This is a genomic window from Pseudomonas sp. 20-5 (assembly GCF_056782835.1).
The window spans coordinates 2,379,262-2,396,815 of sequence record NZ_CM165584.1 but is presented as its reverse complement, the minus strand read 5'-3'; the positions used below and the strand labels follow the sequence as shown (position 1 = coordinate 2,396,815).

The window sequence follows — 17,554 nt, the reverse complement described above, 5'->3', positions numbered from 1 at the left end:
GTGACCCCTACCAAAGGCCACGTGGGTTGGGATGTGCCAGTAAGCGTCGCCCGCCGGGCCGGCCTGCCTCACAGTGGCAGGCGCCTTGCGGCACCCCTGCGCCGAAGCGCGCGGACGGAGATCACTGGGAATGGATACTGACGAAAAACGCCGGAGCTGATCCGGCGCGAAGCGCCCATGGTAAAGCATCCGCGGCGAGCTGACGAGCGGTCAGTTCGCCCGGCCTCGCTTCAGGACGTTTCCACGTCCGGCGCAACGCCATCGACGCGCGCCAGGAACTCCAGTACCGACCGGTTGAAAGCCGCCGGACGGGTGGCATTGAGGCCATGGGACGCGCCCTGGATGCGTTGCAGCTCGGCGCGCGGCAGGGCCGCCGCCAGCGCCTCGGCGGTGGCCGGGAATGGCAGCGGGCTGCGTTCGCCATTGAGGATCAGGCTCGGCAGGTCGATCGAGCGCAGTTCCGACAGCGCCAGCGCCGGCGGCTGGTCGGCCACCTGCCCGACCAGGGTCATGGCGTTGTCCAGGGTCATTCGGCGGAACGTCGCCGACGAGCGTTTCCATACCCCGGCGCCGCTCACCGTATCGACGAACAGTTCCAGTCCCCGTTCCGCCTCGCCGCCACGGATCAATTCGAGCGCCTGGCGCCGGAACTGGTTGCGTTCCAATGGCTCCTCGGGCGCAGGCAGGCCGGCGTGGGCGTAGACCTCGGCGGCATAGTCGCCGCCGGGATCGGCCAGACTCAGCGAACGCAGGGCGTCCGGAGCGGCCAGCGCCAGGCGCAACGCCAGGTTGCCGCCACGGGAATGGCCGAGCAGGTGTACCGGCTCGCCGAGCCGCTCGACCAGCGCCAGCAGGTCGGCGACGTGGCGGGCGCTGGTGAAGTCCGCACCCTGCCCGTCCCAGCGCTCGGGGTAGTAGTGACGCAGGCTCGGCACGATCAGCCGGTGGTGCTCGCCGAGGCTGCGCAACTGCCATTGCCAGTAGCGGTAGTCGCACAGCGAACCGTGGACCAGTAGCACCGGCGTGCCTTCACCCAGGTCCTGATAGACCAGTTGATACCCATCCACCTCGAACGAGGCGAGTTCGCCACTCATGCACGCAACCCTTTCGGTTTCTTTTTCGACTCAGCGCGACGAACGGTGAGCGGGCCCGCAGCCCGATGCACGGCATCGCCTGGAAAAGATGGATGTTAACGGCCTGAGGTCACGCCCCGTAATGACAAATAGGTCTAGGGCCGTCTCGCCCGCTGGACTAGGCTGGAAGTTCCCCTGCGGAGGTGACGCCGATGAATACGCCGATCTTCTACGAGCTATTCCGCAACCACCCGCTGCATGCCCCGTCCGCCCGGACCCTGGCGAGCATGCTGGCCCTCGGCCTGGCTCTGGCCGGGGTATGGGCCCTGCTGCTGGGCTGGGGCATCGGCCTGGGCATCGACAACTTCGCCATGTACTTCGGCTGGACCGCCCTGCTCATGACCATCCTCCTGGTCGCGCTGTTCCTCGGCGCCACGCTGTTGCGCATGGAGGCCATCTGGCTGGCTTTCCTGCTCGCCCTGCCCCTGCTGACCAGCCTCACCGGCTGCCTGGCCCTGGTCGGCGCCGGCCCCGAGTGACCGCGTTTCAGACCATGGTCGAAGACCGATTGCAGTAATTCCCCTTCCCGCAGGGTCTATCCTTGGGTAAGAGGAGGACGAACCATGACTCCCGAATCCTTCGTCACATTGCTGATCGTCGCCTGGCTGGGCCTCGCCGGCGTCACCCTGTGGGCCTTCCTGCGCGTGCCGCGTCGGCGCGCACGCCTGCAACGCAAGGCACGGCAAGCCGAAAACCGGCATCCCGCACGGCCGCCACAGCCTCTTCCGCAACGCAGCTGAAGCCGCCATGCCGACCGGTCACGGCAGGAAGGCGTGCTGGGAAACCCCCAGCAACAGATAGGCCGCCAGCACGGTGAACGCGAGAAAACCCACGACGTAACGCAGCATCCCGACTCCTGTCAGTCATTTCATCCCTGATGCTGACCCGAACGACCTTGCATCGTTCTGCGCCAGCCTGCCGAAGCGCCGAACGGGCAGGCCAGCCCTGGCCTTCCCTTCCGACACGAGCGGGGCCGGTCGATCCTCGCCCAGCCCCCTCGAAGCTTCACTCTAGCACTCTCGCCCGCCCTGCCGGAGGTCTCCGCCAGGATTCCGGACGAACCGTTCAGCCCGCCATGTAGCTCGGCAGACCGCGCTCCTGCAGACGACGCAGGGTGCCGACCACATCCACCGGCAGGCTCCCCGCCTCCAGGGCCAGGTCACGGCGCACGGCGTTGATGAACCAGTACATGCGCTTCTCGTCGGCCAACTGGGCGGCGGACACCACGCGACGGGTCACGATCTCTTCGCCGTTGCGCAGGGTCAGCAGGGCGCCGCCGTCCGGACGCATCTGGGTGGATACGGCAAAGGTGGCCTGGAAGGCATCGAACAGCATCTTGATGGACTTTTCCATGATCGTTTATCCCCTCTTGCATGAAAACCGACCGCGAACTTCAGCGCAGCCGCAACACGGGGAAAGGTGGCAGCTTTCATGCCAGCCACATGGAAAATTAAAAACATTCAAAATCAATAACTTACGAAAAGACTCAGCGAAGCGGTCCGTGCAAACTGCAAGATCGTGCGAAATGCATCATGCGATTTGCCAGCAGGCTCAGTCGGAAAACAGCGGCCGGCCCCGCGCATCGAAGCCGCGCACCCGGTACAGCGCCGCTTCCGCCAGCGACAGCGCGGCCGCCGGACTCTCGCACGGCGGCTGGCCCGGCAGCACCAGCCATTCGGTGCGTCCGTCGTCGATGCTGGTTATCTCGATCTCGGCCAGATAGCCACTGTCCTCGCGCAACCAGGTGGCGCGCAGTTCGAACTCGCCAAAACGCCTGCCGGACACCCGCCAGCCTCCCTTCGGAAAAGTCGTCGCAGTGTAACCAGGCCGGGCGTCGATCAGCCAGCCAGGTCGGCCAGCGCCTCGCGCTCCTCTTCGCGCAGGGTCAGGACCCGGCAACCCCGCTCGGTGACCAGCACGGTGTGCTCGTACTGGGCCGACAGGCGGCGGTCGCGGGTGGTCACGGTCCAGCCGTCCTTGTGCAGCTTCACCGCGTGGCCGCCCTGGTTGATCATCGGTTCGATGGTGAAGGTCATCCCGGCCTTCAGCCGCGCACCCGCGCCAGCGCGACCGAAGTGCAGGACCTGCGGCGCCTCGTGCATCTTGCGGCCGATGCCATGCCCGCAGTATTCGCGGACCACCGAATAACCGTTGGCTTCGGCGTGACTCTGGATGGCATGCCCGATATCGCCGAGGGTGGCGTCCGGGCGCACCACGCGGATCGCCCGGTACAGGCATTCGCGGGTGACGTCGAGCAGCTTCTGCGCCTGGCGGTCGATGGCGCCGACCCGGTACATCTTGCTGCTGTCGCCGAAATAGCCGTCCTTGATCACCGTGACGTCGACGTTGACGATATCGCCGTCGCGGAGGATCTGCTGCGCCGACGGCCAGCCATGGCAGACCACCTCGTTGACCGAGGTGTTCACCGTGAACGGATAGCCGTACTGCCCCTTGCTGCCGGGAATCGCCGCGAGGGTGTCGACGATGTAGCGCTCGCAGAAGCGGTCGATCTCTGCCGTGCTGATGCCTGGCCGCACCACCTCGTCGAGGGCTTCGAGGACTTTCGCGGTGAGCGCGCCGGCCACGCTCATGCGCTGGATTTCCTCCGCGCTCTTGATCATCCCGAGATCCTCGCCGCGCCCTGCTCGCGGCGGTCGCTTTCGCGCGCTTCGTCCATCAATTGGCGTAGCACCTGCGCATAGGTCAGGCCGGGATTGGCTTCGATCAGCATGCCGATGCGCATCCAGTGCTCGGCCTGGGCATTGATCGAGCGCGACATGGCCTTGCAGGCGATGCGCGCCTCTTCGTGCAATTGCTCGGAAATCTTCACCAGGCCCACACTACACCTCGACTACAAAACATATACGGAACGCATATTAACCATCGCATGGACGCGGCGCAAACGGGAAGGTCCGCCCTCGCCTGGCCATGGACTGGCCACGATTGGCATCTCCTGCAAAATCAGTAACATGCGGATTTTTTTGGAAGTTGCCGCATGCTTTCCCGTTTGTTTGTAGGCCTTTTCGCCCTCCTCCTCGCCAGCGCCGGCCAGGCCAACGCCCCGCGCACGTTCTCCGAAGCGAAGAAAATCGGCTGGAAGCTCTACGCCCGGCAATCCGTGGAGTTCTACTGCGGCTGTCGCTACTCGGGAAATCGTGTCGACCTCGCCAGTTGCGGCTACAAGCCGAGGAAGAACGCCAACCGCGCGCGGCGCATCGAGTGGGAACACATCGTCCCGGCCTGGGTGATCGGTCACCAGCGACGCTGCTGGCAGAAAGGCGGGCGGAGCAACTGCGCGAGGCACGACAGCACCTACCAGCGCGCCGAGGCCGACCTGCACAACCTGGTGCCGAGCATCGGCGAGGTCAACGGCGACCGCAGCAACTTCGGCTTCGGCTGGCTGCCGCAGAAACCCCAGCAATACGGCGCCTGCCCGATGGTGGTGGACTTCAAGGCGCGCAAGGCGATGCCACGCCCGCAGATTCGCGGGATGATCGCCCGCACCTACTTCTACATGAGCGACCGCTACGGCCTGCGCCTGTCGAAGCAGGATCGCCAGCTCTACAACGCCTGGCACAAGCAGTACCCGCCACAGACCTGGGAGCGCCAGCGCAACCACATGGTCGGCTGCGTGATGGGCTGGGGCAATCCCTATGTCGGCCCGGTGGACCTGGCGACCTGCAGCAACCTATCCTCGCGTCGACGCTGACCTCCGCCGGAGTAGCCCATGATCTTCCGCACCCTCGCCCTGTTGCCGCTCTGCGCCGCCCTGGCGTTCGCCGCCGACGCCGGGGAGCGCCGCTTCGACTGCACGGTGGTGGCGATACATGACGACGCCAGCCTGGGCTGCCGCCTGCCCGGCGCGAACAAGGCGCTGCGCATCCAGCTCAATGCCGTCGAGCTACCGGCCGCCGAGCCCTGGCGTCGGCGCGCCCGGGAAGCCCTGGAAGACATGCTGCTCGGCAAATCGGCGACCATCCGCGAGCAAGGCCGCGACGCGCGCTTCCGCATCCTCGGCGCGGCCTGGGTCACCCCGGCCGACTGCCCCACCTGCGGACATACCCTGGATGCCGGGCTGGCCCTGCTGACCATTGGCCTGGCCAGCTGGCGCGACGCGCCGGACAGCGGCCAGACGGCCGAGGCGCGCGGCCAGTACCGGTTCGCCGAGGAAGAAGCGCGGGCGCGCAAGGCTGGCCAGTGGCGACCGCGCGACGCCGCTCCTAGAGATGGATCTCCGCGAACTTGATGCCCAGCCCGCGCAGCTCCTTGACCGCGTCGTCGAGCCGGCGGAACGACATCACCTCGTCGCTCTCGTCGACCAGGAAATAGCTGCGCCCGCCGTCCTTCTTGAAGAACACGATCCATTCCCTGGCCAGGGTGGGATTGGCGATGATGTGGGTCGCCGAGATCTTCCCTGCCGCCTGCCTGTCCCGAACCTTCTCGCGCTTCATTGCCTTCCCGTCAGCTGTGTGGAAAGGCGGAATTATCGCATCATCGGTTCCCGCGGCGAAAAAACTCAGCGTGCCGCCATCGCCATTTCCATGCCCGGCACGGCCAGTTCCCGGCGGATGCTGCGGATCAGCCACTCGGTCTCCGGCGGCGCGCTGAGCTGCGGCGAGGGTATGGTGCGAGCCACGTAGCGGCCGTCGGCGGCCTGCAACTGCAACAACAGCGCGCCGTCATGGCGGCTCTTGCTGGACAACTGGAACTCGGGAAAGGCAGCGGCGATTTTCTTCAGGTCGACAGACATGGTGCGCTCCATTTCTGAGAAGTTGGACGGAGGCCCGCCGCGCGGCGGGCAGGCGCAGTCTGGCTAACGGATGCGACCGAATGATGACGCCGGCGACGAACCAATTCGCCCGCCGTGGCGTCCCAGAAAGGACGCGACGAATTTCACCCAACGGAAAATGCCTGGCGGCAAGCGGCCATCGGTGGTCGATCGTCATCGGCACGCACACAGCAAGGAGATGGAATGTTCCGTACGGCTTATCGGGAAATAGGCCTGTTCGGCCTGGTCAAGCGCACCGTGAACGAGTTCCTTGAGGACGACATGCCGACCTACGCCTCGGCCCTCGCCTACCAGATGCTGTTCTCGCTGTTTCCGTTCCTGCTGGTGCTGATCACCCTCGTAGGCTACCTGCACCTGCCGGAGTTCTTCGCCTGGCTGCGCGAGCAGGCGGCGTTGCTGCTGCCGCCCGAGGCGATGGATCAGGTCAACCCGGTGATCGACCAGTTGCAGCAGCAGAAAGGCGGCCTGCTGTCGATCGGTATCGCGGTGGCGCTGTGGACCTCCTCGGCGGGCATCCGCTCGATGATGATCGCGCTCAACGCCGCCTACGACGTGAAGGAGAGCCGCCCGGTATGGAAGCGCTTCTCCCTGTCGATCCTCTACACCCTCGGCATCGCCCTGTTGTTGCTGGTGGCGGCCGGCCTGATGGTCACCGGGCCGCAGGTGATCGCCTGGATCGCCGGCCTGGTCGGTCTGGAACAGTACCTGGTGACGCTCTGGACCTGGCTGCGCTGGCCTCTTGCGGTGTTCCTGCTGATGCTCGCGGTGGCGCTGTTCTACTACCTGGTGCCGGATGTCGAGCAGCGTTTCCGCTTCATCACTCCAGGCTCGGTGCTCTCGGTGATCGCCTGGATCGCCGCGTCCCTCGCCTATGGCTTCTACGTGAAGAACTTCGCCAACTACAACGCCATGTACGGCAGCATCGGGGCGATCATCATCCTCCTGCTGTACTTCTACCTGTCGGCGGCAGTGGTGCTGTTCGGCGCCGAGCTGAACGCGGTGATCGAACACCATTCGGAAGACGGCAAGGACCCTGGCGAGCGCGAACTTCCGGACAACGACGACCCCGAACTCAAGGCTTGAGCAGGGCGTCGGCCTCGCTGACGCTGGCCTTGCCGGTGGCGCGCCGGTACAGACACAGCTCGCGGCCCTGGCGGCCCTGCATGTGCGACTGCGGATAGCGGCCCTGCAGGAGCAGCGCCGAATAGCCCACCTCATCGTCGAAGGGCAGTACCTGCCCCACCGCGCGTACCTGGCGCAAGCCGCTGGCTTTGAGGCAGGCGGCACGCACCATGGCGTCGTGCGCCTGCCACGCCTCGGCCGTAGATGCCCAGGCCGGCGCCGAACCGAGCAGCAGGCAGACCAGCGATCCCGCTACCACCCTCGACATTGCGCACCTCGCATCGCCGGAAACAGGCAGGAAAAGAGAAGCCCCCGGGACCACAGCGGCAACTAAAGGCCCCGGGGGCGATGAGGCGGCAGTTACACCTCGCAGCAATGGACATTGCCCCGCGAAAAATAGTTCTACGCTCGCCGACGAAGCGCTCAGCCGGCCCAGCCCAGCACCAGCGCAGCCAGGGCCAGGTAGCGGAGCGTCTTGGCCAGGCCGACGATCAGCAGGAAACTCCAGCAGGGCTCACGCATGATGCCGGCCACCAGCGTCAGCGGATCGCCGATGACCGGCACCCAACTGAGCAGCAGGGTCCAGCGGCCGTAGCGGCGATAGTGTCGCTGCGCCCTGAGCAACTGCACCTCGCCCACGGGAAACCAGCGGCGACCGCGGAAATGCTCGAGGTAGCGACCCAGCCACCAGTTGACCCAGGAACCCAGCACATTGCCGACGATGGCCAGCGCCAGCAGCCACGCGACCGACTGGCCGCCGCGCAGCAGCAAGGCGGCCAGCACGGTTTCCGACTGCAACGGCAGCAGGGTCGCCGAACCGAACGCCGAGAGGAACAGCCCGGCGTACGCGGCCCAGTCAGTCAACACCCGAACGCTCCCAGCGCCATTCGCATCCCCACTCCAATCCGGAAAAAACTGACCTGGGACAGCCGTCCCGAGGCCGGCGAAGCATACCCTGGCAGGCAAGGGCATTTCCCCGGTTATCCGAAAAGGAGGCAGGCCATGTTCATTCCCGGCCATCTGCATCTCGCCTCGGCCAGCGAAGTCGACCGCCAGGCATTCGATATCCACCTGCGCTACCGGGTCCTGGAGGCCGAGGCCCGCCCGGTGGCCGTACACTTCGACATGGAGGGCCGGATCGACGGCCAGCCTTTCAGCGAAAGCTTCGAACTGCCGCGCGACGCCGCCGTGCATTTCGCCAGCCGTGCCAGTCGCCTGGCCCGGCGCCACGGCCTGCGCTTGCGGCAGGGACCGATCGTGCGCCAGCGCCGCGAGTACGACGCTATGTTCGACGACCTGCGCCGACGCCTGAAACTCAAGAGCGGCGAAGCGATCGACCTCGACCGCTACCTGCGCGGCGAGGCCGGGGCATCCTGAAACGGCTCTCCCGCATGCTACGGAAGCCCCCGACGCAGGCCATGCCGTGCAACTTTCAGCGAAGCGGGCGACTCCATACCTAGGTAACCATCCTCGTCAAGGAGACCGACATGACTCTGAAAACCCGCTCCGCTCGCGCCAAGCAGGCTATCCAGGACCAGGCCATGGCCGAACTGCAGGACCTGATCGCCGAGGTGGACCAGTTGATGAGCGGCACCGGCAGCCTGGCCGGCAAGGAGGGCGCGAACCTGCGTGAACAGATCAATTCCGTGCTGCATCGTGGTCGCGACGCCATCGAGCGCACCCGCCGCGGCGTGGTGCAACGCAGCCAGGCGGCCGCCGAAGCGACCGAGGAATACGTCGAGGACCATCCCTGGCAGACCATCGCCGTATCGGCCGGCGCCGGCTTCCTCCTCGGCCTGCTGGTGGGCCGCCGCTAGGGCGTTTCCGCAGGCAACAGAAAGCCCGCGCTCGGCGGGCTTTTCGGCAAGGCAAGGGCCTTGGCTCAGGCGGAGATCGCCGCCTCCAGCGGCCAACTCAGTTCCCAGGTTCCCTTCAAGGCTTCCGCCTCGTCACGGCTGGTGAAGGGGCCGGCCCACATGGCGCCGTCCACCATCAGGATCCAACAGGCCAGCAATCCCTTGCTGCGCAGCGATTCGGGAACGGACGTCCCCACCAGCACGGCGACTTCGATTCTGGACATAGGCTGACTCCGGTTATCATTAGCTTGCTAATAATAAGCGCCCGCCCCTTCGCCATGAAGCACGCCGCGCACAACAGTCTTTTTCATCTGCGACAAAATTACCCACCCCCGGCTCCCACGGCGGCCCTGCCGTCCCGCCGGCTATAGTGGAAAAACAGCGAATCCAGGAGGAACCGTCATGGACACCAGCCCGCACACCTTTTCCAACCTGTTCCGCCAGTTGGGGCTCCCCGCTGGGCGGGACGACATCGTCGCCTTTCTCGCCCGGCACCACCTCGAGGAGGGCACGGCGCTGCCCGATGCGCCATTCTGGAACCCTGCCCAGGCCAGCTTCCTGCGCGAGGCCCTGGCCGAGGACTCCGACTGGGCCGAACAGGTCGATGAACTGGCCTTGCAACTGACCCGCTGAAAAAACGCAAACTGATGCGCTGACGGCTCTATCGTGCGGAACTTGCTATGAGTTGGCGGGGAATTTCAAGTCACCGGCATCGATAGCCACTATCAGTCCAAAGCATTTTTCCCCAGCGGAGCGGCGTGAGATCGTAGCGACGTCGGGAGAACCCCAAGTCCCCGACGCTCCTTTGAAGACCATCGCCCTCCCCCCGCAGATGGTCTTTTTTTTGCCCGCGATTCGGCCGTGCCCCGACCAGCTGGCCCAGGACATGGAACATTCCGTTACGTCCCCCACTGAACTTTTCACCCGTGCCTCGGTGTCTTACCCTGCTCGCGTTACCACGTAAGGAGAACCTCAAGGACATGAAAGCACTACTGATCGCCGCCGGCGTTGCCGCTCTTTCCAGCACCGCCATGGCCGCCAAACTGGATGAAAAGGTTCCCTACCCGAAGGCAGATGCCGGCTTCACCCGCCAGGTCATCCACCTGCCGAAACAGGACGCGGAAGACGCATTCAAGGTCGAGATCATCGCCGGCAAGACCCTCGAGGCCGACTGCAACCAGCAGCGCCTGGGCGGCGAGCTGGAAGAACATACCCTGGAAGGCTGGGGCTACTCCTACTACCGCCTGGACAAGGTCAGCGGGCCGATGAGCACGATGATGGCCTGCCCCGGCCAGAAGAAGGAGCAGCGCTTCATCCCGGTGGTCGGCGAAGGCTTCCTGCTGCGCTACAACAGCAAGCTGCCGATCGTGGTCTATGCGCCGAAGGACGTGGAGGTCCGCTATCGGATCTGGTCGGCGTCCGAAAAGGTCGAGAAAGCGGTCAGCGAATAAACGCCGCGCATGAAAAAGCCGCCCACGGGCGGCTTTTTTCGTTGCGCCGGCGTCAGCCCGGCACCAGGCCGATGTTCAGGCCGGAGTCCACGGTAATCCGGTAATGCGTGGTCTGCCCGTTCTGCACATGCACCACCTGCTTGGGCGCCTCGCCGCGGCAGATCCCATCGCCCTGCACGGATACCACCCGCAGCCCCGCCGGAAGACGGAAACGCGCGCTCTCGCCGGCCTGGATCTCGGCGGCCAGGCGGCTATCGATGATCAAGCGGGTATTGCAGACGCTGCCGAGGAACTCGCGGTCCCGGGAAACCACCAGGAAGGCGTCGCCGTCGTCACGGAACTGGTAGTTGTACAAACGCTCCTTCGGTACCTGGTCCGTCTCGTCGAGCGAGGGCGTCGATGTCGAACAACCCGCCAGCAAGACGGTCCCCAGTAGCATCCCCAAAATCCGCATAGTGACCCCAATCCGTTCATCGAAATGCCGCACCCCATCCTCGCCGGGGCAGACCTTCATGGCTTGCGGTCGTACTTCCTCCCTGAACCGGCACCACAGCGCACGTCCGTCTAAGGTAGGCGATTTGCCCCGGCCAAGGCGAGCGCGAATGGCGCTGAAGAAAAAAAATCCTCAGACGGAGGCCGCCTCGCCGGCCGGCAACGCGGAAGTCGGGAGGCCGAACAGGCGATCGAAGGCCCAGTTGAAGAGGAAGGTGTAGCACGGGATCAGGACGATCAGCGCCAGGTCCAGCCAGAACGCCTCCAGCAGGGAAATCCCCATCCACCAGGCGATCAGCGGGATCAGGTAGACCACCAGGGTCAACTGGAAGCCGATGGCGTGCGCCACCCGCCGCGCAATGCTGCGTCCGCGCACGGCCTGGCGCCGCTCCCAGAACTCGAACAGGCAGTTGTAGATGAAGTTCCAGGTCACCGCGACGGTGGTGATCACCACCGCCAGGGGGCCGGTGGTAGTGGGCGTGGAACCGGCGAGCAGGGCCAGCCCCAGGGTCGAGATACTCATCCCGATCAATTCGTAGGCGGTCACGTAGACCAATTTGCGCTTGATGCCTTGCACGTGGACCTCTCGGGCGTGATAGCGGAAAGGCGGGCAAGGTTGGATCAATTTTCTTGACAGAAAAAGTCAGCAGCTTTCAGATCTGCTGATAGGAGAATTGCCATGAACTTTTCCAGCGATACCATCGAGCTGTTCCTCGCCGTCCTCGACCGCGGCTCCTTTTCCGGCGCCGCCCGTGCCTTGGGTCGAGTGCCTTCGGCGGTGAGCATGGGCATCGCCAACCTGGAGGCGGAGCTGGGTTTCGCCCTTTTCGAGCGAACCCACCGCGAAGCCCGTCCTACGGCGCTGGCCAGGGCCCTGGCACCGCAAGCGCGGATGATCGCCGAGCAGCTCGCCCAGTTGCAGGTGCATGCGCTGGAACTCTCCCAGGGATTGGAAAGCCGCCTGTCGCTCGGCGTGGTTGCGGACATCGACAGCGGGCGGCTGTTCGGCGCCCTCCGCACCCTTTCCGAGCGCTACCCGCTGCTCGATGTCGAGGTGCTCAGCGCGGCGCAGGACGATGCCCTCGCCCTGCTCCATGGCGGCCGCATCAGCCTGTGCTTCGGATTCGCCGGCATCAGCGTGAACCCGCAGGAGCGCTTCCAGTATGTCGGCGCGGAATCGCTGGTCGCGACCATCTCGCCGCGCCATCCCGCCCTGCAGAAGCCGGGGCAGGCGCTGTACCTGGAAGAGCTGGTGAACGTGCGGCAGATCCTGGTGGCCAGTTGCGACCTGCCGTTGGCCGACACCCGTCCGCTGATCGCCGGCGCCTGCTGGCGCACCGACAGCCTGGGCACGGCGCTGGAAATGGTCGAGGCGGGGATCGGCTGGGGCAATTTCCCGTTGTCCCGGGTCGCGCCGCTGCTGGCAACGGGAAGGCTGGTACGCCTGGACTTCAGGAATACCAAGAACGAGCTGAAACTGCCTGTCCACGCTATCTGGCTGAAAAACCAGCCATTGCGCAAGGCCGCCCAGGAACTGGTTGGCATGCTGGCCACCCGTCCCGATTGAAGCGTTATGCAATGCACTTCACAGAAAAAACGAGACCCGCCACGCGAATCGCCGCACACGCCGGCTCCCCGGCCTCCAGTACTTGATCTCGATCAAGCGCAGCGCCGGCCATAGGCAGATGATCGTTCTGCGGCCATCCTCCGTTTGCGGCCGTAGAGCTCCGGACACTTCATGCTAGGGGGGCCGGAGCTCTTCCCTCTTCCTCGCGGCTCAGGAACAGGTCCTGGCCGCATCGATGAAGGCCCCGCGGGTGACCCAGGGCTGCTGGTCATGGATTCGCACCAGGCTGCCACCCCTCGCCGGCTGCACCTCCAGCCACTGCCCAGCGTCCGCCAGGCGATAGCCGCGGCCTTCCTCCACCAGCGCCACGCCGGGCGCCTGGCGTTGCCACTTGGGCAAGACGCACATCGCGTAATCGTAGGGAGCCTTGCTGGTGCTGGCGGCCAGCGCCGGGGCGTTCGAAGCGGGAGGCGAGGCACAGGCGGACAGGGCCAGGGCGGCGAATACAGCGATAAGAATCTTCATGTCACGTCCCTCTTTGTCGATCCGTTCACGATTCGACGGTATCACCGCCCAAAGCGAGAACTGCAGCGACTTCACGGCATGGTACTTATCGATAAGGTTGATATTGCAGGCGCATGACGAAGCGATCCGGCAACGCCCGATTCAGAGCCGATGGAAGGGGCTTTCCTTGCACTTTGGTTATTAGCAAATGACTCGAAGCTTTCTTGGATCGAACAATGTTCTGGTATTGTTGCGCCGCCAACGGGAGAAACAAGAATCCAGAACCGCCACGCACGGTAAATGGGACAAATGACTCCCGTGCACTTCGAACCTTGCGCTTCCTTCAATTTCAGCGCACATCAAGCCAACAACCAGGAACAATAAGATGTTGAAGAAAAGGATTTGCCTGCTGGCACTGGGCATCGCGACTGCAAGCCAGGCGATGGCCAATGACCAAGAAGCAGCAAAGGGGTTTGTCGAGGACAGCCACCTCGATCTGTTCTTCCGCAATGGCTACATCAGCCGTGACTACAAACATGGCCGGCAGGACAAGGCCGAGTGGGGCCAGGCCGCCACTGCCACCTTCACCTCCGGCTTCACCCAGGGGACGGTGGGCGTCGGTGTCGACGCGTTCGGCCTGTACGCGGTACGCCTGGACGGCGGCAAGGGTCGTAGCGGCGCCGCCGGTATCGACTTCTTCAAGCAGGGCGACAGCGGCTCCGCGGCGGACGATCTGTCCAAGGGCGGCGCGGCGGTGAAGTTCCGCATCTCCAACACCGTGCTCAAGTACGGCGACCAGATGCCCAGCCTGCCGGTGCTCAGCTACGACAACTCGCGCCTGCTCCCGGAAAGCTACAGCGGCACCCTGATCACCTCCAAGGAGATCGAGGGCCTGGAGCTGAACGCCGGTCGCTTCACCGCGGAATCCCGCAAGAGCGCCGAAGGGCGCGACAGCGGCGGCCTGAAGAGCATCAACGTGTTCGGCGGCAAGTACGCCTTCACCGATCACTTCAACGCCTCGCTGTACGCTTCCGACGTCGAGGACGTACTGAAGAAGCAGTACATCAACCTGAACTACACCATCCCGCTGCAGGCCGACCAGTCGCTGAACTTCGACTTCAACGGCTATCGCACCAAGCTGGACAGCGACTTCGCCGACCAGAACTTCAACGGTAACCGCGACAACAAGATCTGGAGCCTGGCGGCGTCCTACACCATCGACGCCCACACCTTCATGATCGCCCACCAGCGCAACACCGGCGACACCGGCTACAACTACGGCTGGTACCAGAACGCCGGCGGCATCGGCGACGGCGGCACCACCATCTGGCTGGCCAACTCCTACTGGTCGGACTTCAACGCCGAGGACGAGCGTTCCTGGCAGGTCAGCTACGCCCTGGACTTCGCCAAGTACGGCGTGCCCGGCCTGACCTACCGCGTAGCCTACGTGCGCGGCGACAACATCAAGACCGCCGAGACCAGCAACGGCAAGGAGCGCGAGATCTTCAACCAGGTCCAGTACGTGGTGCAGAGCGGTCCGGCCAAGGACCTCACCCTGCGTCTGCGCAGCTCGTTCCTGCGTGTCTCCAACGACGCTCGCTCGTACAACGACGACGGCAACGAAATCCGTGCCTTCGTCGAGTACCCGTTCAGCGTGTTCTGATCGAACCTGCGAGCGCGACGAGAACCCCGGGCCAGTCCCGGGGTTTTCTTTTTTGCGTTTCGTGCGCCAGTTCAACCTTATCGGGTAGAGCCGTACAGCTTCGGAAAGCCAGTGATAGCATTCGCTCTCGCTTGCCATTGCTTATCGATATCGACAATGCCGTTCCGGAAACACCTTCTGCTCCCCCTCCTCGGTCTTGCCCTGCTGCTCGGCGGTTGCGGCCCTAGCGTCAGCTACTCCTACATTCCGCCGACCAGCGATGCCGGCCTGCACTGCGTGAGCCAGTGCAATGCCGAGAAGCGCCAGTGCAAGACCCTCACCAAGCTGCAGCAGCGCCAGGACGAGGCGCTCTACCAGGCGCAGAGCACGGCCTACAACTACTGCATGCAGAACAGCGACAAGAAGAAGCGCAAGTCCTGCCCCTACCCGCAGCGCAACTTCGATTTCGGCGACGACTGCCAGGACGAGTACCGCAGTTGCTACCAGTCCTGCGGCGGCACCATCCGCCGCATCGTCCACCAGGACTGAGGCGCGACGTCCGGCAGGCATCCCGGACGTGCGGCAATACCGTCAGGCGAAGACGAAGTACTTGCGCACCGTCTCCACTACCTCCCAGGTACCACGCAGGCCCGGCTCGATGACGAACACGTCGCCCGCCCTCAGGTGCACCGGTTGCTCGCCTTCCGGGGTGATGATGCAGTAGCCGTCGAGGAAGTGGCAGAACTCCCAGCGTTCGTAGTTCACCTCCCACTTGCCCGGCGTGCAGATCCAGGTGCCCATCAGCTTGCTGCCGTCCGCCGAGGCGTATGCGTTGAGGTTGACGGTATGCGGATCGCCGTCGATCCGCTTCCACTTGGTGGCGTCCAGCACGGGTACGGGACAGGTATCGCGCAGTACGGTGATGAAATCTGACATGGTCGCTCCAGGAAGGCAGTGGATGAATGCCTCACCATAGGGCCACGCGCGGGGCGCCGGTTGTCTGGGTTCGACATCCGCCTAGCTGAAAGCGCTAGGCAGCCCGGGCGCTCAGCGACGCCTGCCATTCAGCGCTGCCAGCAGGTCGCAGACCATGATCAGCAGCAGCATGGGCACGGCGAACGGAAAGAACGCCAGCGCCGCGTATTCGTAGGCCTGGCCCGTCCACCACAGGCAAAGGCTGGCGACCGCCACGAGCAGGAAGCTGGCGGCGACGATGAACTTGCACAAGCGCGAGGCGAACCTGAGCGTATCGTCCACGACGAATCTCCTTCGGCGACTCCCCCGCAGTCTGCCGAAACCGCTCTGTCCCGGCGGTGACGCAAGAATGACGATTCGGACAGAATTGTTACGCCTGCCGCAAAACTTCATTCCACTTTGTTAGCTGGCTAATCAAATTCCCCCTTGATATCGTCTTTTTCGCCAGATCCCCAAGGCCTGGCAAATGTCCCTTGTACAGGCCATTACCAACCCTCCCCCCGCTTGGTAATGGCCTTTTTTTCCCTTCTGCCGTAGTCCATGGAGATCGCATGCCACGCATTGCCCTGGTCCTGGGCGTGCTGCTGGTCAGCGCCTGCGCACAGCCTGTCACGCCGGACTCGATAGTCGAGGAATCGTTTTCCCGCAGCGCCAGCGAACGCCAGCTGGAAGAGCTGAACCGCCAGGGCCTTCCCTACGAGCAGTACCGGCTGCGCCGCCAGCGCATTCTCGGCCGCTGATCCCGGCACCGCGCCTAGCGCTTCTTCGGCACCACCGCCCGCACCGCCTCGCAGACGACCAGCCCGACCATCAGCGGGATCAGCAGCGGCAGGATCGACATCGAGAGGTTTTCCGCTCCCGAGCTGAGGAGAAACGGAAACTGGCTGAGGAAGGCGACCATCGCCAGGCTGAGCAGGATCAGCAGGCCGTAGAGGCATGACGCCAATTTCAGAGCTTTTTCCATGACCGGGTAGAAAGTGAAGGATTCGGAAGAAAATCTACCCGCCCCGCTCCCCCGGTATGGCGAGAAGCAAGATTTTTTCAGATTCGGGTGCCCCGAAAAGACGCGAACCCGACCGACCGATCACCCCTCCATGCCCGTCGCGACAACCCGATCGGTCGGGTCCGGACTTGCAACATACCGCCGTGCCGATATCACGTCGCCTACCGGAACAAGGAGTTGTTCTTTTCGACGAACGTCCTCGCCTCCCGCTATCGCCCGCCCATCGCGACCTCGTATGCTCGCCGGGCGATGCCTCATGCCAGCAACCCTCACCCACAAGGGAGCAACACGATGAGCAACCTGCCTGCGATCATCCTGGTCCACGGCTTCTGGGGCGGCGCCGCCCACTGGAGCAAGGTCATTCTCGAACTGAAACGCCTCGGCCACGACAACCTGCATGCCGTCGAACTACCGTTGACCTCGCTGGCGGACGATGCCGAGCGGACGCGCAAGATGATCGCGCAGCAACAGGGGCCGGTCCTGCTGGTCGGACACTCCTATGGCGGCGCGGTGATCACCGAGGCCGGCAACCAGCCGAATGTGGTCGGGCTGGTCTATATCGCCGCCTTCGCCCCCGACAGCGGCGAAAGTCCCGGTGGCATCACCCAGGAGCACTTGCCCCTGGCCGCAGCGAACCTGGCGCCGGACAGCGATGGCTATCTCTGGGTGAAGGCGGACAGGTTCCACGAAAGCTTCTGCCAGGATCTCGCTGCGGACGAAGGGCTGGTCATGGGCATCACCCAGAAGGCTCCGCTGGCCAGCACTTTCGGCGATGCCATCGGCAGCCCGGCCTGGAAGAGCAAGCCCTCCTGGTACCAGATTTCCAGCGCCGATCGCATGATTGCGCCGGAGAACCAGGAGCGGATGGCCGCGCGGATCGCACCGAGGAAGATCGTCACCCTCGATGCCAGCCACGCGTCACTGGCCTCGCGAGCGAAGGAAGTAGCGGCGCTGATCGACGAGGCCGCCGTGGCCACCGCCCACTAGCGCCGCGCAGGACGCGGCAGCAGGCCTGGCCTG

The 17,554-nt window shown here is 64.5% G+C and carries 30 protein-coding genes; 14 read left to right on the top strand and 16 right to left on the bottom strand.

What is annotated here, in order from left to right:
• Positions 1–230 precede the first annotated feature (230 nt).
• On the bottom strand, positions 231–1,094 hold the full coding sequence (locus AC1RB9_RS11430) for an alpha/beta fold hydrolase (protein WP_003122565.1): 864 nt from the start codon (positions 1,092–1,094) through the stop codon (positions 231–233).
• A 191-nt stretch (positions 1,095–1,285) separates the two neighbouring features.
• On the opposite strand from AC1RB9_RS11430, the gene AC1RB9_RS11425 reads away from it, so the two are divergent.
• Both AC1RB9_RS11425 and AC1RB9_RS11420 read left to right on the top strand, forming a co-directional pair.
• Positions 1,286–1,612 (top strand): hypothetical protein, encoded by a 327-nt coding sequence (locus AC1RB9_RS11425; RefSeq protein ID WP_003090681.1) that lies wholly within the window; start codon positions 1,286–1,288, stop codon positions 1,610–1,612.
• Positions 1,613–1,696: 84 nt separating this feature from the next.
• A complete protein-coding gene (locus AC1RB9_RS11420) occupies positions 1,697–1,873 on the top strand; it encodes a hypothetical protein (RefSeq protein WP_003099098.1) in 177 nt (58 codons plus the stop codon).
• A 325-nt stretch (positions 1,874–2,198) separates the two neighbouring features.
• On the opposite strand, the gene AC1RB9_RS11415 is transcribed toward AC1RB9_RS11420, so the two are convergent.
• From AC1RB9_RS11415 to AC1RB9_RS11400, 4 genes are all read right to left on the bottom strand, one after another.
• Positions 2,199–2,486 (bottom strand): DUF3509 domain-containing protein, encoded by a 288-nt coding sequence (locus tag AC1RB9_RS11415; protein ID WP_003090684.1) that lies wholly within the window; start codon positions 2,484–2,486, stop codon positions 2,199–2,201.
• A gap of 198 nt (positions 2,487–2,684) precedes the next feature.
• Positions 2,685–2,918: a hypothetical protein gene (locus AC1RB9_RS11410; protein ID WP_003090686.1), complete on the bottom strand. Its 234-nt coding sequence runs from the start codon at positions 2,916–2,918 to the stop codon at positions 2,685–2,687.
• Positions 2,919–2,971: 53 nt separating this feature from the next.
• The gene (map, locus tag AC1RB9_RS11405; RefSeq protein ID WP_003090687.1) at positions 2,972–3,754 is read right to left on the bottom strand and encodes a type I methionyl aminopeptidase; all 783 of its coding nucleotides are present in this window, start codon (positions 3,752–3,754) and stop codon (positions 2,972–2,974) included.
• Positions 3,751–3,972, bottom strand: a complete 222-nt coding sequence (locus AC1RB9_RS11400; protein WP_003114412.1) for a ParD-like family protein — start codon at positions 3,970–3,972, stop codon at positions 3,751–3,753. The genes map and AC1RB9_RS11400 overlap by 4 nt, the downstream gene beginning before the upstream one ends.
• Before the next feature lie 156 nt (positions 3,973–4,128).
• Between AC1RB9_RS11400 and AC1RB9_RS11395 the strand changes: the two genes are divergently transcribed.
• Entirely contained in the window at positions 4,129–4,842 is a 714-nt protein-coding gene (locus AC1RB9_RS11395; RefSeq protein ID WP_003451900.1) for an endonuclease, read from the top strand.
• A gap of 18 nt (positions 4,843–4,860) precedes the next feature.
• Positions 4,861–5,379 (top strand): thermonuclease family protein, encoded by a 519-nt coding sequence (locus AC1RB9_RS11390; protein WP_003114413.1) that lies wholly within the window; start codon positions 4,861–4,863, stop codon positions 5,377–5,379.
• Here AC1RB9_RS11390 and AC1RB9_RS11385 read toward each other — a convergent pair.
• Together AC1RB9_RS11385 and AC1RB9_RS11380 are read right to left on the bottom strand one after the other, a co-directional pair.
• Positions 5,354–5,584 carry a hypothetical protein gene (locus AC1RB9_RS11385; protein WP_003090795.1) on the bottom strand — a complete coding sequence of 77 codons (231 nt, stop codon included), beginning with the start codon at positions 5,582–5,584 and terminating at the stop codon, positions 5,354–5,356. The two genes, AC1RB9_RS11390 and AC1RB9_RS11385, sit on opposite strands and share 26 nt — an antisense overlap.
• Positions 5,585–5,649: 65 nt before the next feature.
• Entirely contained in the window at positions 5,650–5,883 is a 234-nt protein-coding gene (locus AC1RB9_RS11380; RefSeq protein ID WP_003090796.1) for a DUF3509 domain-containing protein, read from the bottom strand.
• Between the two features lie 222 nt (positions 5,884–6,105).
• On the opposite strand from AC1RB9_RS11380, the gene AC1RB9_RS11375 reads away from it, so the two are divergent.
• Positions 6,106–7,005 (top strand): YihY/virulence factor BrkB family protein, encoded by a 900-nt coding sequence (locus AC1RB9_RS11375; protein WP_003090797.1) that lies wholly within the window; start codon positions 6,106–6,108, stop codon positions 7,003–7,005.
• Here AC1RB9_RS11375 and AC1RB9_RS11370 read toward each other — a convergent pair.
• Together AC1RB9_RS11370 and AC1RB9_RS11365 are read right to left on the bottom strand one after the other, a co-directional pair.
• Positions 6,995–7,312, bottom strand: coding sequence for a hypothetical protein (locus AC1RB9_RS11370; RefSeq protein ID WP_003099112.1), 318 nt, complete (start codon positions 7,310–7,312; stop codon positions 6,995–6,997). The genes AC1RB9_RS11375 and AC1RB9_RS11370 overlap by 11 nt on opposite strands.
• A gap of 155 nt (positions 7,313–7,467) precedes the next feature.
• A complete protein-coding gene (locus AC1RB9_RS11365) occupies positions 7,468–7,911 on the bottom strand; it encodes a YqaA family protein (protein ID WP_003099113.1) in 444 nt (147 codons plus the stop codon).
• Between the two features lie 135 nt (positions 7,912–8,046).
• Between AC1RB9_RS11365 and AC1RB9_RS11360 the strand changes: the two genes are divergently transcribed.
• Together AC1RB9_RS11360 and AC1RB9_RS11355 are read left to right on the top strand one after the other, a co-directional pair.
• Positions 8,047–8,421, top strand: a complete 375-nt coding sequence (locus AC1RB9_RS11360) for a DUF5064 family protein (RefSeq protein ID WP_003090800.1) — start codon at positions 8,047–8,049, stop codon at positions 8,419–8,421.
• Between the two features lie 110 nt (positions 8,422–8,531).
• Positions 8,532–8,861 (top strand): ElaB/YgaM/YqjD family protein, encoded by a 330-nt coding sequence (locus tag AC1RB9_RS11355; protein ID WP_003090802.1) that lies wholly within the window; start codon positions 8,532–8,534, stop codon positions 8,859–8,861.
• A 65-nt stretch (positions 8,862–8,926) separates the two neighbouring features.
• On the opposite strand, the gene AC1RB9_RS11350 is transcribed toward AC1RB9_RS11355, so the two are convergent.
• Positions 8,927–9,124, bottom strand: a complete 198-nt coding sequence (locus AC1RB9_RS11350; RefSeq protein WP_003090804.1) for a hypothetical protein — start codon at positions 9,122–9,124, stop codon at positions 8,927–8,929.
• Positions 9,125–9,302: 178 nt separating this feature from the next.
• On the opposite strand from AC1RB9_RS11350, the gene AC1RB9_RS11345 reads away from it, so the two are divergent.
• Both AC1RB9_RS11345 and eco read left to right on the top strand, forming a co-directional pair.
• Positions 9,303–9,533 (top strand): DUF2789 domain-containing protein, encoded by a 231-nt coding sequence (locus AC1RB9_RS11345; RefSeq protein WP_003090806.1) that lies wholly within the window; start codon positions 9,303–9,305, stop codon positions 9,531–9,533.
• A 347-nt stretch (positions 9,534–9,880) separates the two neighbouring features.
• Positions 9,881–10,351: a serine protease inhibitor ecotin gene (eco, locus tag AC1RB9_RS11340; protein WP_003090808.1), complete on the top strand. Its 471-nt coding sequence runs from the start codon at positions 9,881–9,883 to the stop codon at positions 10,349–10,351.
• A gap of 52 nt (positions 10,352–10,403) precedes the next feature.
• Here eco and AC1RB9_RS11335 read toward each other — a convergent pair whose 3' ends face one another.
• Positions 10,404–10,790, bottom strand: a complete 387-nt coding sequence (locus AC1RB9_RS11335) for a hypothetical protein (protein WP_003114417.1) — start codon at positions 10,788–10,790, stop codon at positions 10,404–10,406.
• Between the two features lie 186 nt (positions 10,791–10,976).
• Positions 10,977–11,420, bottom strand: coding sequence for a PACE efflux transporter (locus AC1RB9_RS11330; protein WP_003090812.1), 444 nt, complete (start codon positions 11,418–11,420; stop codon positions 10,977–10,979).
• A 102-nt stretch (positions 11,421–11,522) separates the two neighbouring features.
• Between AC1RB9_RS11330 and AC1RB9_RS11325 the strand changes: the two genes are divergently transcribed.
• Positions 11,523–12,410, top strand: coding sequence for a LysR family transcriptional regulator (locus AC1RB9_RS11325; RefSeq protein WP_003099119.1), 888 nt, complete (start codon positions 11,523–11,525; stop codon positions 12,408–12,410).
• Between the two features lie 210 nt (positions 12,411–12,620).
• Here the strand turns inward: AC1RB9_RS11325 and AC1RB9_RS11320 are convergent, their stop codons facing one another.
• A complete protein-coding gene (locus AC1RB9_RS11320; protein WP_003090814.1) occupies positions 12,621–12,935 on the bottom strand; it encodes a hypothetical protein in 315 nt (104 codons plus the stop codon).
• A gap of 364 nt (positions 12,936–13,299) precedes the next feature.
• Here AC1RB9_RS11320 and AC1RB9_RS11315 point away from each other — a divergent pair, with 364 nt between their 5' ends.
• Positions 13,300–14,577: an OprD family porin gene (locus AC1RB9_RS11315; protein ID WP_003099122.1), complete on the top strand. Its 1,278-nt coding sequence runs from the start codon at positions 13,300–13,302 to the stop codon at positions 14,575–14,577.
• Positions 14,578–14,733: 156 nt separating this feature from the next.
• Complete coding sequence (locus AC1RB9_RS11310; protein ID WP_003116594.1) at positions 14,734–15,105, top strand: hypothetical protein; 372 nt, start codon at positions 14,734–14,736, stop codon at positions 15,103–15,105.
• Between the two features lie 42 nt (positions 15,106–15,147).
• Here the strand turns inward: AC1RB9_RS11310 and AC1RB9_RS11305 are convergent, their stop codons facing one another.
• Positions 15,148–15,492 carry a cupin domain-containing protein gene (locus AC1RB9_RS11305; RefSeq protein WP_003090818.1) on the bottom strand — a complete coding sequence of 115 codons (345 nt, stop codon included), beginning with the start codon at positions 15,490–15,492 and terminating at the stop codon, positions 15,148–15,150.
• A 111-nt stretch (positions 15,493–15,603) separates the two neighbouring features.
• A complete protein-coding gene (locus tag AC1RB9_RS11300; RefSeq protein WP_003090820.1) occupies positions 15,604–15,813 on the bottom strand; it encodes a hypothetical protein in 210 nt (69 codons plus the stop codon).
• Positions 15,814–16,082: 269 nt separating this feature from the next.
• Here AC1RB9_RS11300 and AC1RB9_RS11295 point away from each other — a divergent pair, with 269 nt between their 5' ends.
• Complete coding sequence (locus AC1RB9_RS11295) at positions 16,083–16,271, top strand: hypothetical protein (RefSeq protein ID WP_003090821.1); 189 nt, start codon at positions 16,083–16,085, stop codon at positions 16,269–16,271.
• A gap of 14 nt (positions 16,272–16,285) precedes the next feature.
• On the opposite strand, the gene AC1RB9_RS11290 is transcribed toward AC1RB9_RS11295, so the two are convergent.
• Positions 16,286–16,477: a hypothetical protein gene (locus AC1RB9_RS11290; protein WP_003099127.1), complete on the bottom strand. Its 192-nt coding sequence runs from the start codon at positions 16,475–16,477 to the stop codon at positions 16,286–16,288.
• A 348-nt stretch (positions 16,478–16,825) separates the two neighbouring features.
• Here AC1RB9_RS11290 and AC1RB9_RS11285 point away from each other — a divergent pair, with 348 nt between their 5' ends.
• Positions 16,826–17,521 carry an alpha/beta hydrolase gene (locus AC1RB9_RS11285; protein WP_003090823.1) on the top strand — a complete coding sequence of 232 codons (696 nt, stop codon included), beginning with the start codon at positions 16,826–16,828 and terminating at the stop codon, positions 17,519–17,521.
• The last annotated feature ends 33 nt before the right edge of the window (positions 17,522–17,554 follow it).

What these genes read in the sequence shown, in the direction of transcription:
- AC1RB9_RS11295 (WP_003090821.1), top strand. Translation starts at nt 16,083, where the DNA reads ATGCCACGCATTGCCCTGGTCCTGGGCGTGCTGCTGGTCAGCGCCTGC.
- AC1RB9_RS11375 (WP_003090797.1), top strand. Translation starts at nt 6,106, where the DNA reads ATGTTCCGTACGGCTTATCGGGAAATAGGCCTGTTCGGCCTGGTCAAG.
- AC1RB9_RS11380 (WP_003090796.1), bottom strand. Translation starts at nt 5,883, where the DNA reads ATGTCTGTCGACCTGAAGAAAATCGCCGCTGCCTTTCCCGAGTTCCAG.
- AC1RB9_RS11390 (WP_003114413.1), top strand. Translation starts at nt 4,861, where the DNA reads ATGATCTTCCGCACCCTCGCCCTGTTGCCGCTCTGCGCCGCCCTGGCG.
- AC1RB9_RS11285 (WP_003090823.1), top strand. Translation starts at nt 16,826, where the DNA reads ATGAGCAACCTGCCTGCGATCATCCTGGTCCACGGCTTCTGGGGCGGC.
- AC1RB9_RS11430 (WP_003122565.1), bottom strand. Translation starts at nt 1,094, where the DNA reads ATGAGTGGCGAACTCGCCTCGTTCGAGGTGGATGGGTATCAACTGGTC.
- AC1RB9_RS11310 (WP_003116594.1), top strand. Translation starts at nt 14,734, where the DNA reads ATGCCGTTCCGGAAACACCTTCTGCTCCCCCTCCTCGGTCTTGCCCTG.
- AC1RB9_RS11360 (WP_003090800.1), top strand. Translation starts at nt 8,047, where the DNA reads ATGTTCATTCCCGGCCATCTGCATCTCGCCTCGGCCAGCGAAGTCGAC.
- AC1RB9_RS11320 (WP_003090814.1), bottom strand. Translation starts at nt 12,935, where the DNA reads ATGAAGATTCTTATCGCTGTATTCGCCGCCCTGGCCCTGTCCGCCTGT.
- AC1RB9_RS11325 (WP_003099119.1), top strand. Translation starts at nt 11,523, where the DNA reads ATGAACTTTTCCAGCGATACCATCGAGCTGTTCCTCGCCGTCCTCGAC.
- AC1RB9_RS11370 (WP_003099112.1), bottom strand. Translation starts at nt 7,312, where the DNA reads ATGTCGAGGGTGGTAGCGGGATCGCTGGTCTGCCTGCTGCTCGGTTCG.
- AC1RB9_RS11415 (WP_003090684.1), bottom strand. Translation starts at nt 2,486, where the DNA reads ATGGAAAAGTCCATCAAGATGCTGTTCGATGCCTTCCAGGCCACCTTT.
- AC1RB9_RS11395 (WP_003451900.1), top strand. Translation starts at nt 4,129, where the DNA reads ATGCTTTCCCGTTTGTTTGTAGGCCTTTTCGCCCTCCTCCTCGCCAGC.
- AC1RB9_RS11335 (WP_003114417.1), bottom strand. Translation starts at nt 10,790, where the DNA reads ATGCTACTGGGGACCGTCTTGCTGGCGGGTTGTTCGACATCGACGCCC.
- AC1RB9_RS11385 (WP_003090795.1), bottom strand. Translation starts at nt 5,584, where the DNA reads ATGAAGCGCGAGAAGGTTCGGGACAGGCAGGCGGCAGGGAAGATCTCG.
- AC1RB9_RS11420 (WP_003099098.1), top strand. Translation starts at nt 1,697, where the DNA reads ATGACTCCCGAATCCTTCGTCACATTGCTGATCGTCGCCTGGCTGGGC.
- AC1RB9_RS11305 (WP_003090818.1), bottom strand. Translation starts at nt 15,492, where the DNA reads ATGTCAGATTTCATCACCGTACTGCGCGATACCTGTCCCGTACCCGTG.
- AC1RB9_RS11350 (WP_003090804.1), bottom strand. Translation starts at nt 9,124, where the DNA reads ATGTCCAGAATCGAAGTCGCCGTGCTGGTGGGGACGTCCGTTCCCGAA.
- AC1RB9_RS11425 (WP_003090681.1), top strand. Translation starts at nt 1,286, where the DNA reads ATGAATACGCCGATCTTCTACGAGCTATTCCGCAACCACCCGCTGCAT.
- AC1RB9_RS11355 (WP_003090802.1), top strand. Translation starts at nt 8,532, where the DNA reads ATGACTCTGAAAACCCGCTCCGCTCGCGCCAAGCAGGCTATCCAGGAC.
- AC1RB9_RS11345 (WP_003090806.1), top strand. Translation starts at nt 9,303, where the DNA reads ATGGACACCAGCCCGCACACCTTTTCCAACCTGTTCCGCCAGTTGGGG.
- AC1RB9_RS11315 (WP_003099122.1), top strand. Translation starts at nt 13,300, where the DNA reads ATGTTGAAGAAAAGGATTTGCCTGCTGGCACTGGGCATCGCGACTGCA.
- map (WP_003090687.1), bottom strand. Translation starts at nt 3,754, where the DNA reads ATGATCAAGAGCGCGGAGGAAATCCAGCGCATGAGCGTGGCCGGCGCG.
- eco (WP_003090808.1), top strand. Translation starts at nt 9,881, where the DNA reads ATGAAAGCACTACTGATCGCCGCCGGCGTTGCCGCTCTTTCCAGCACC.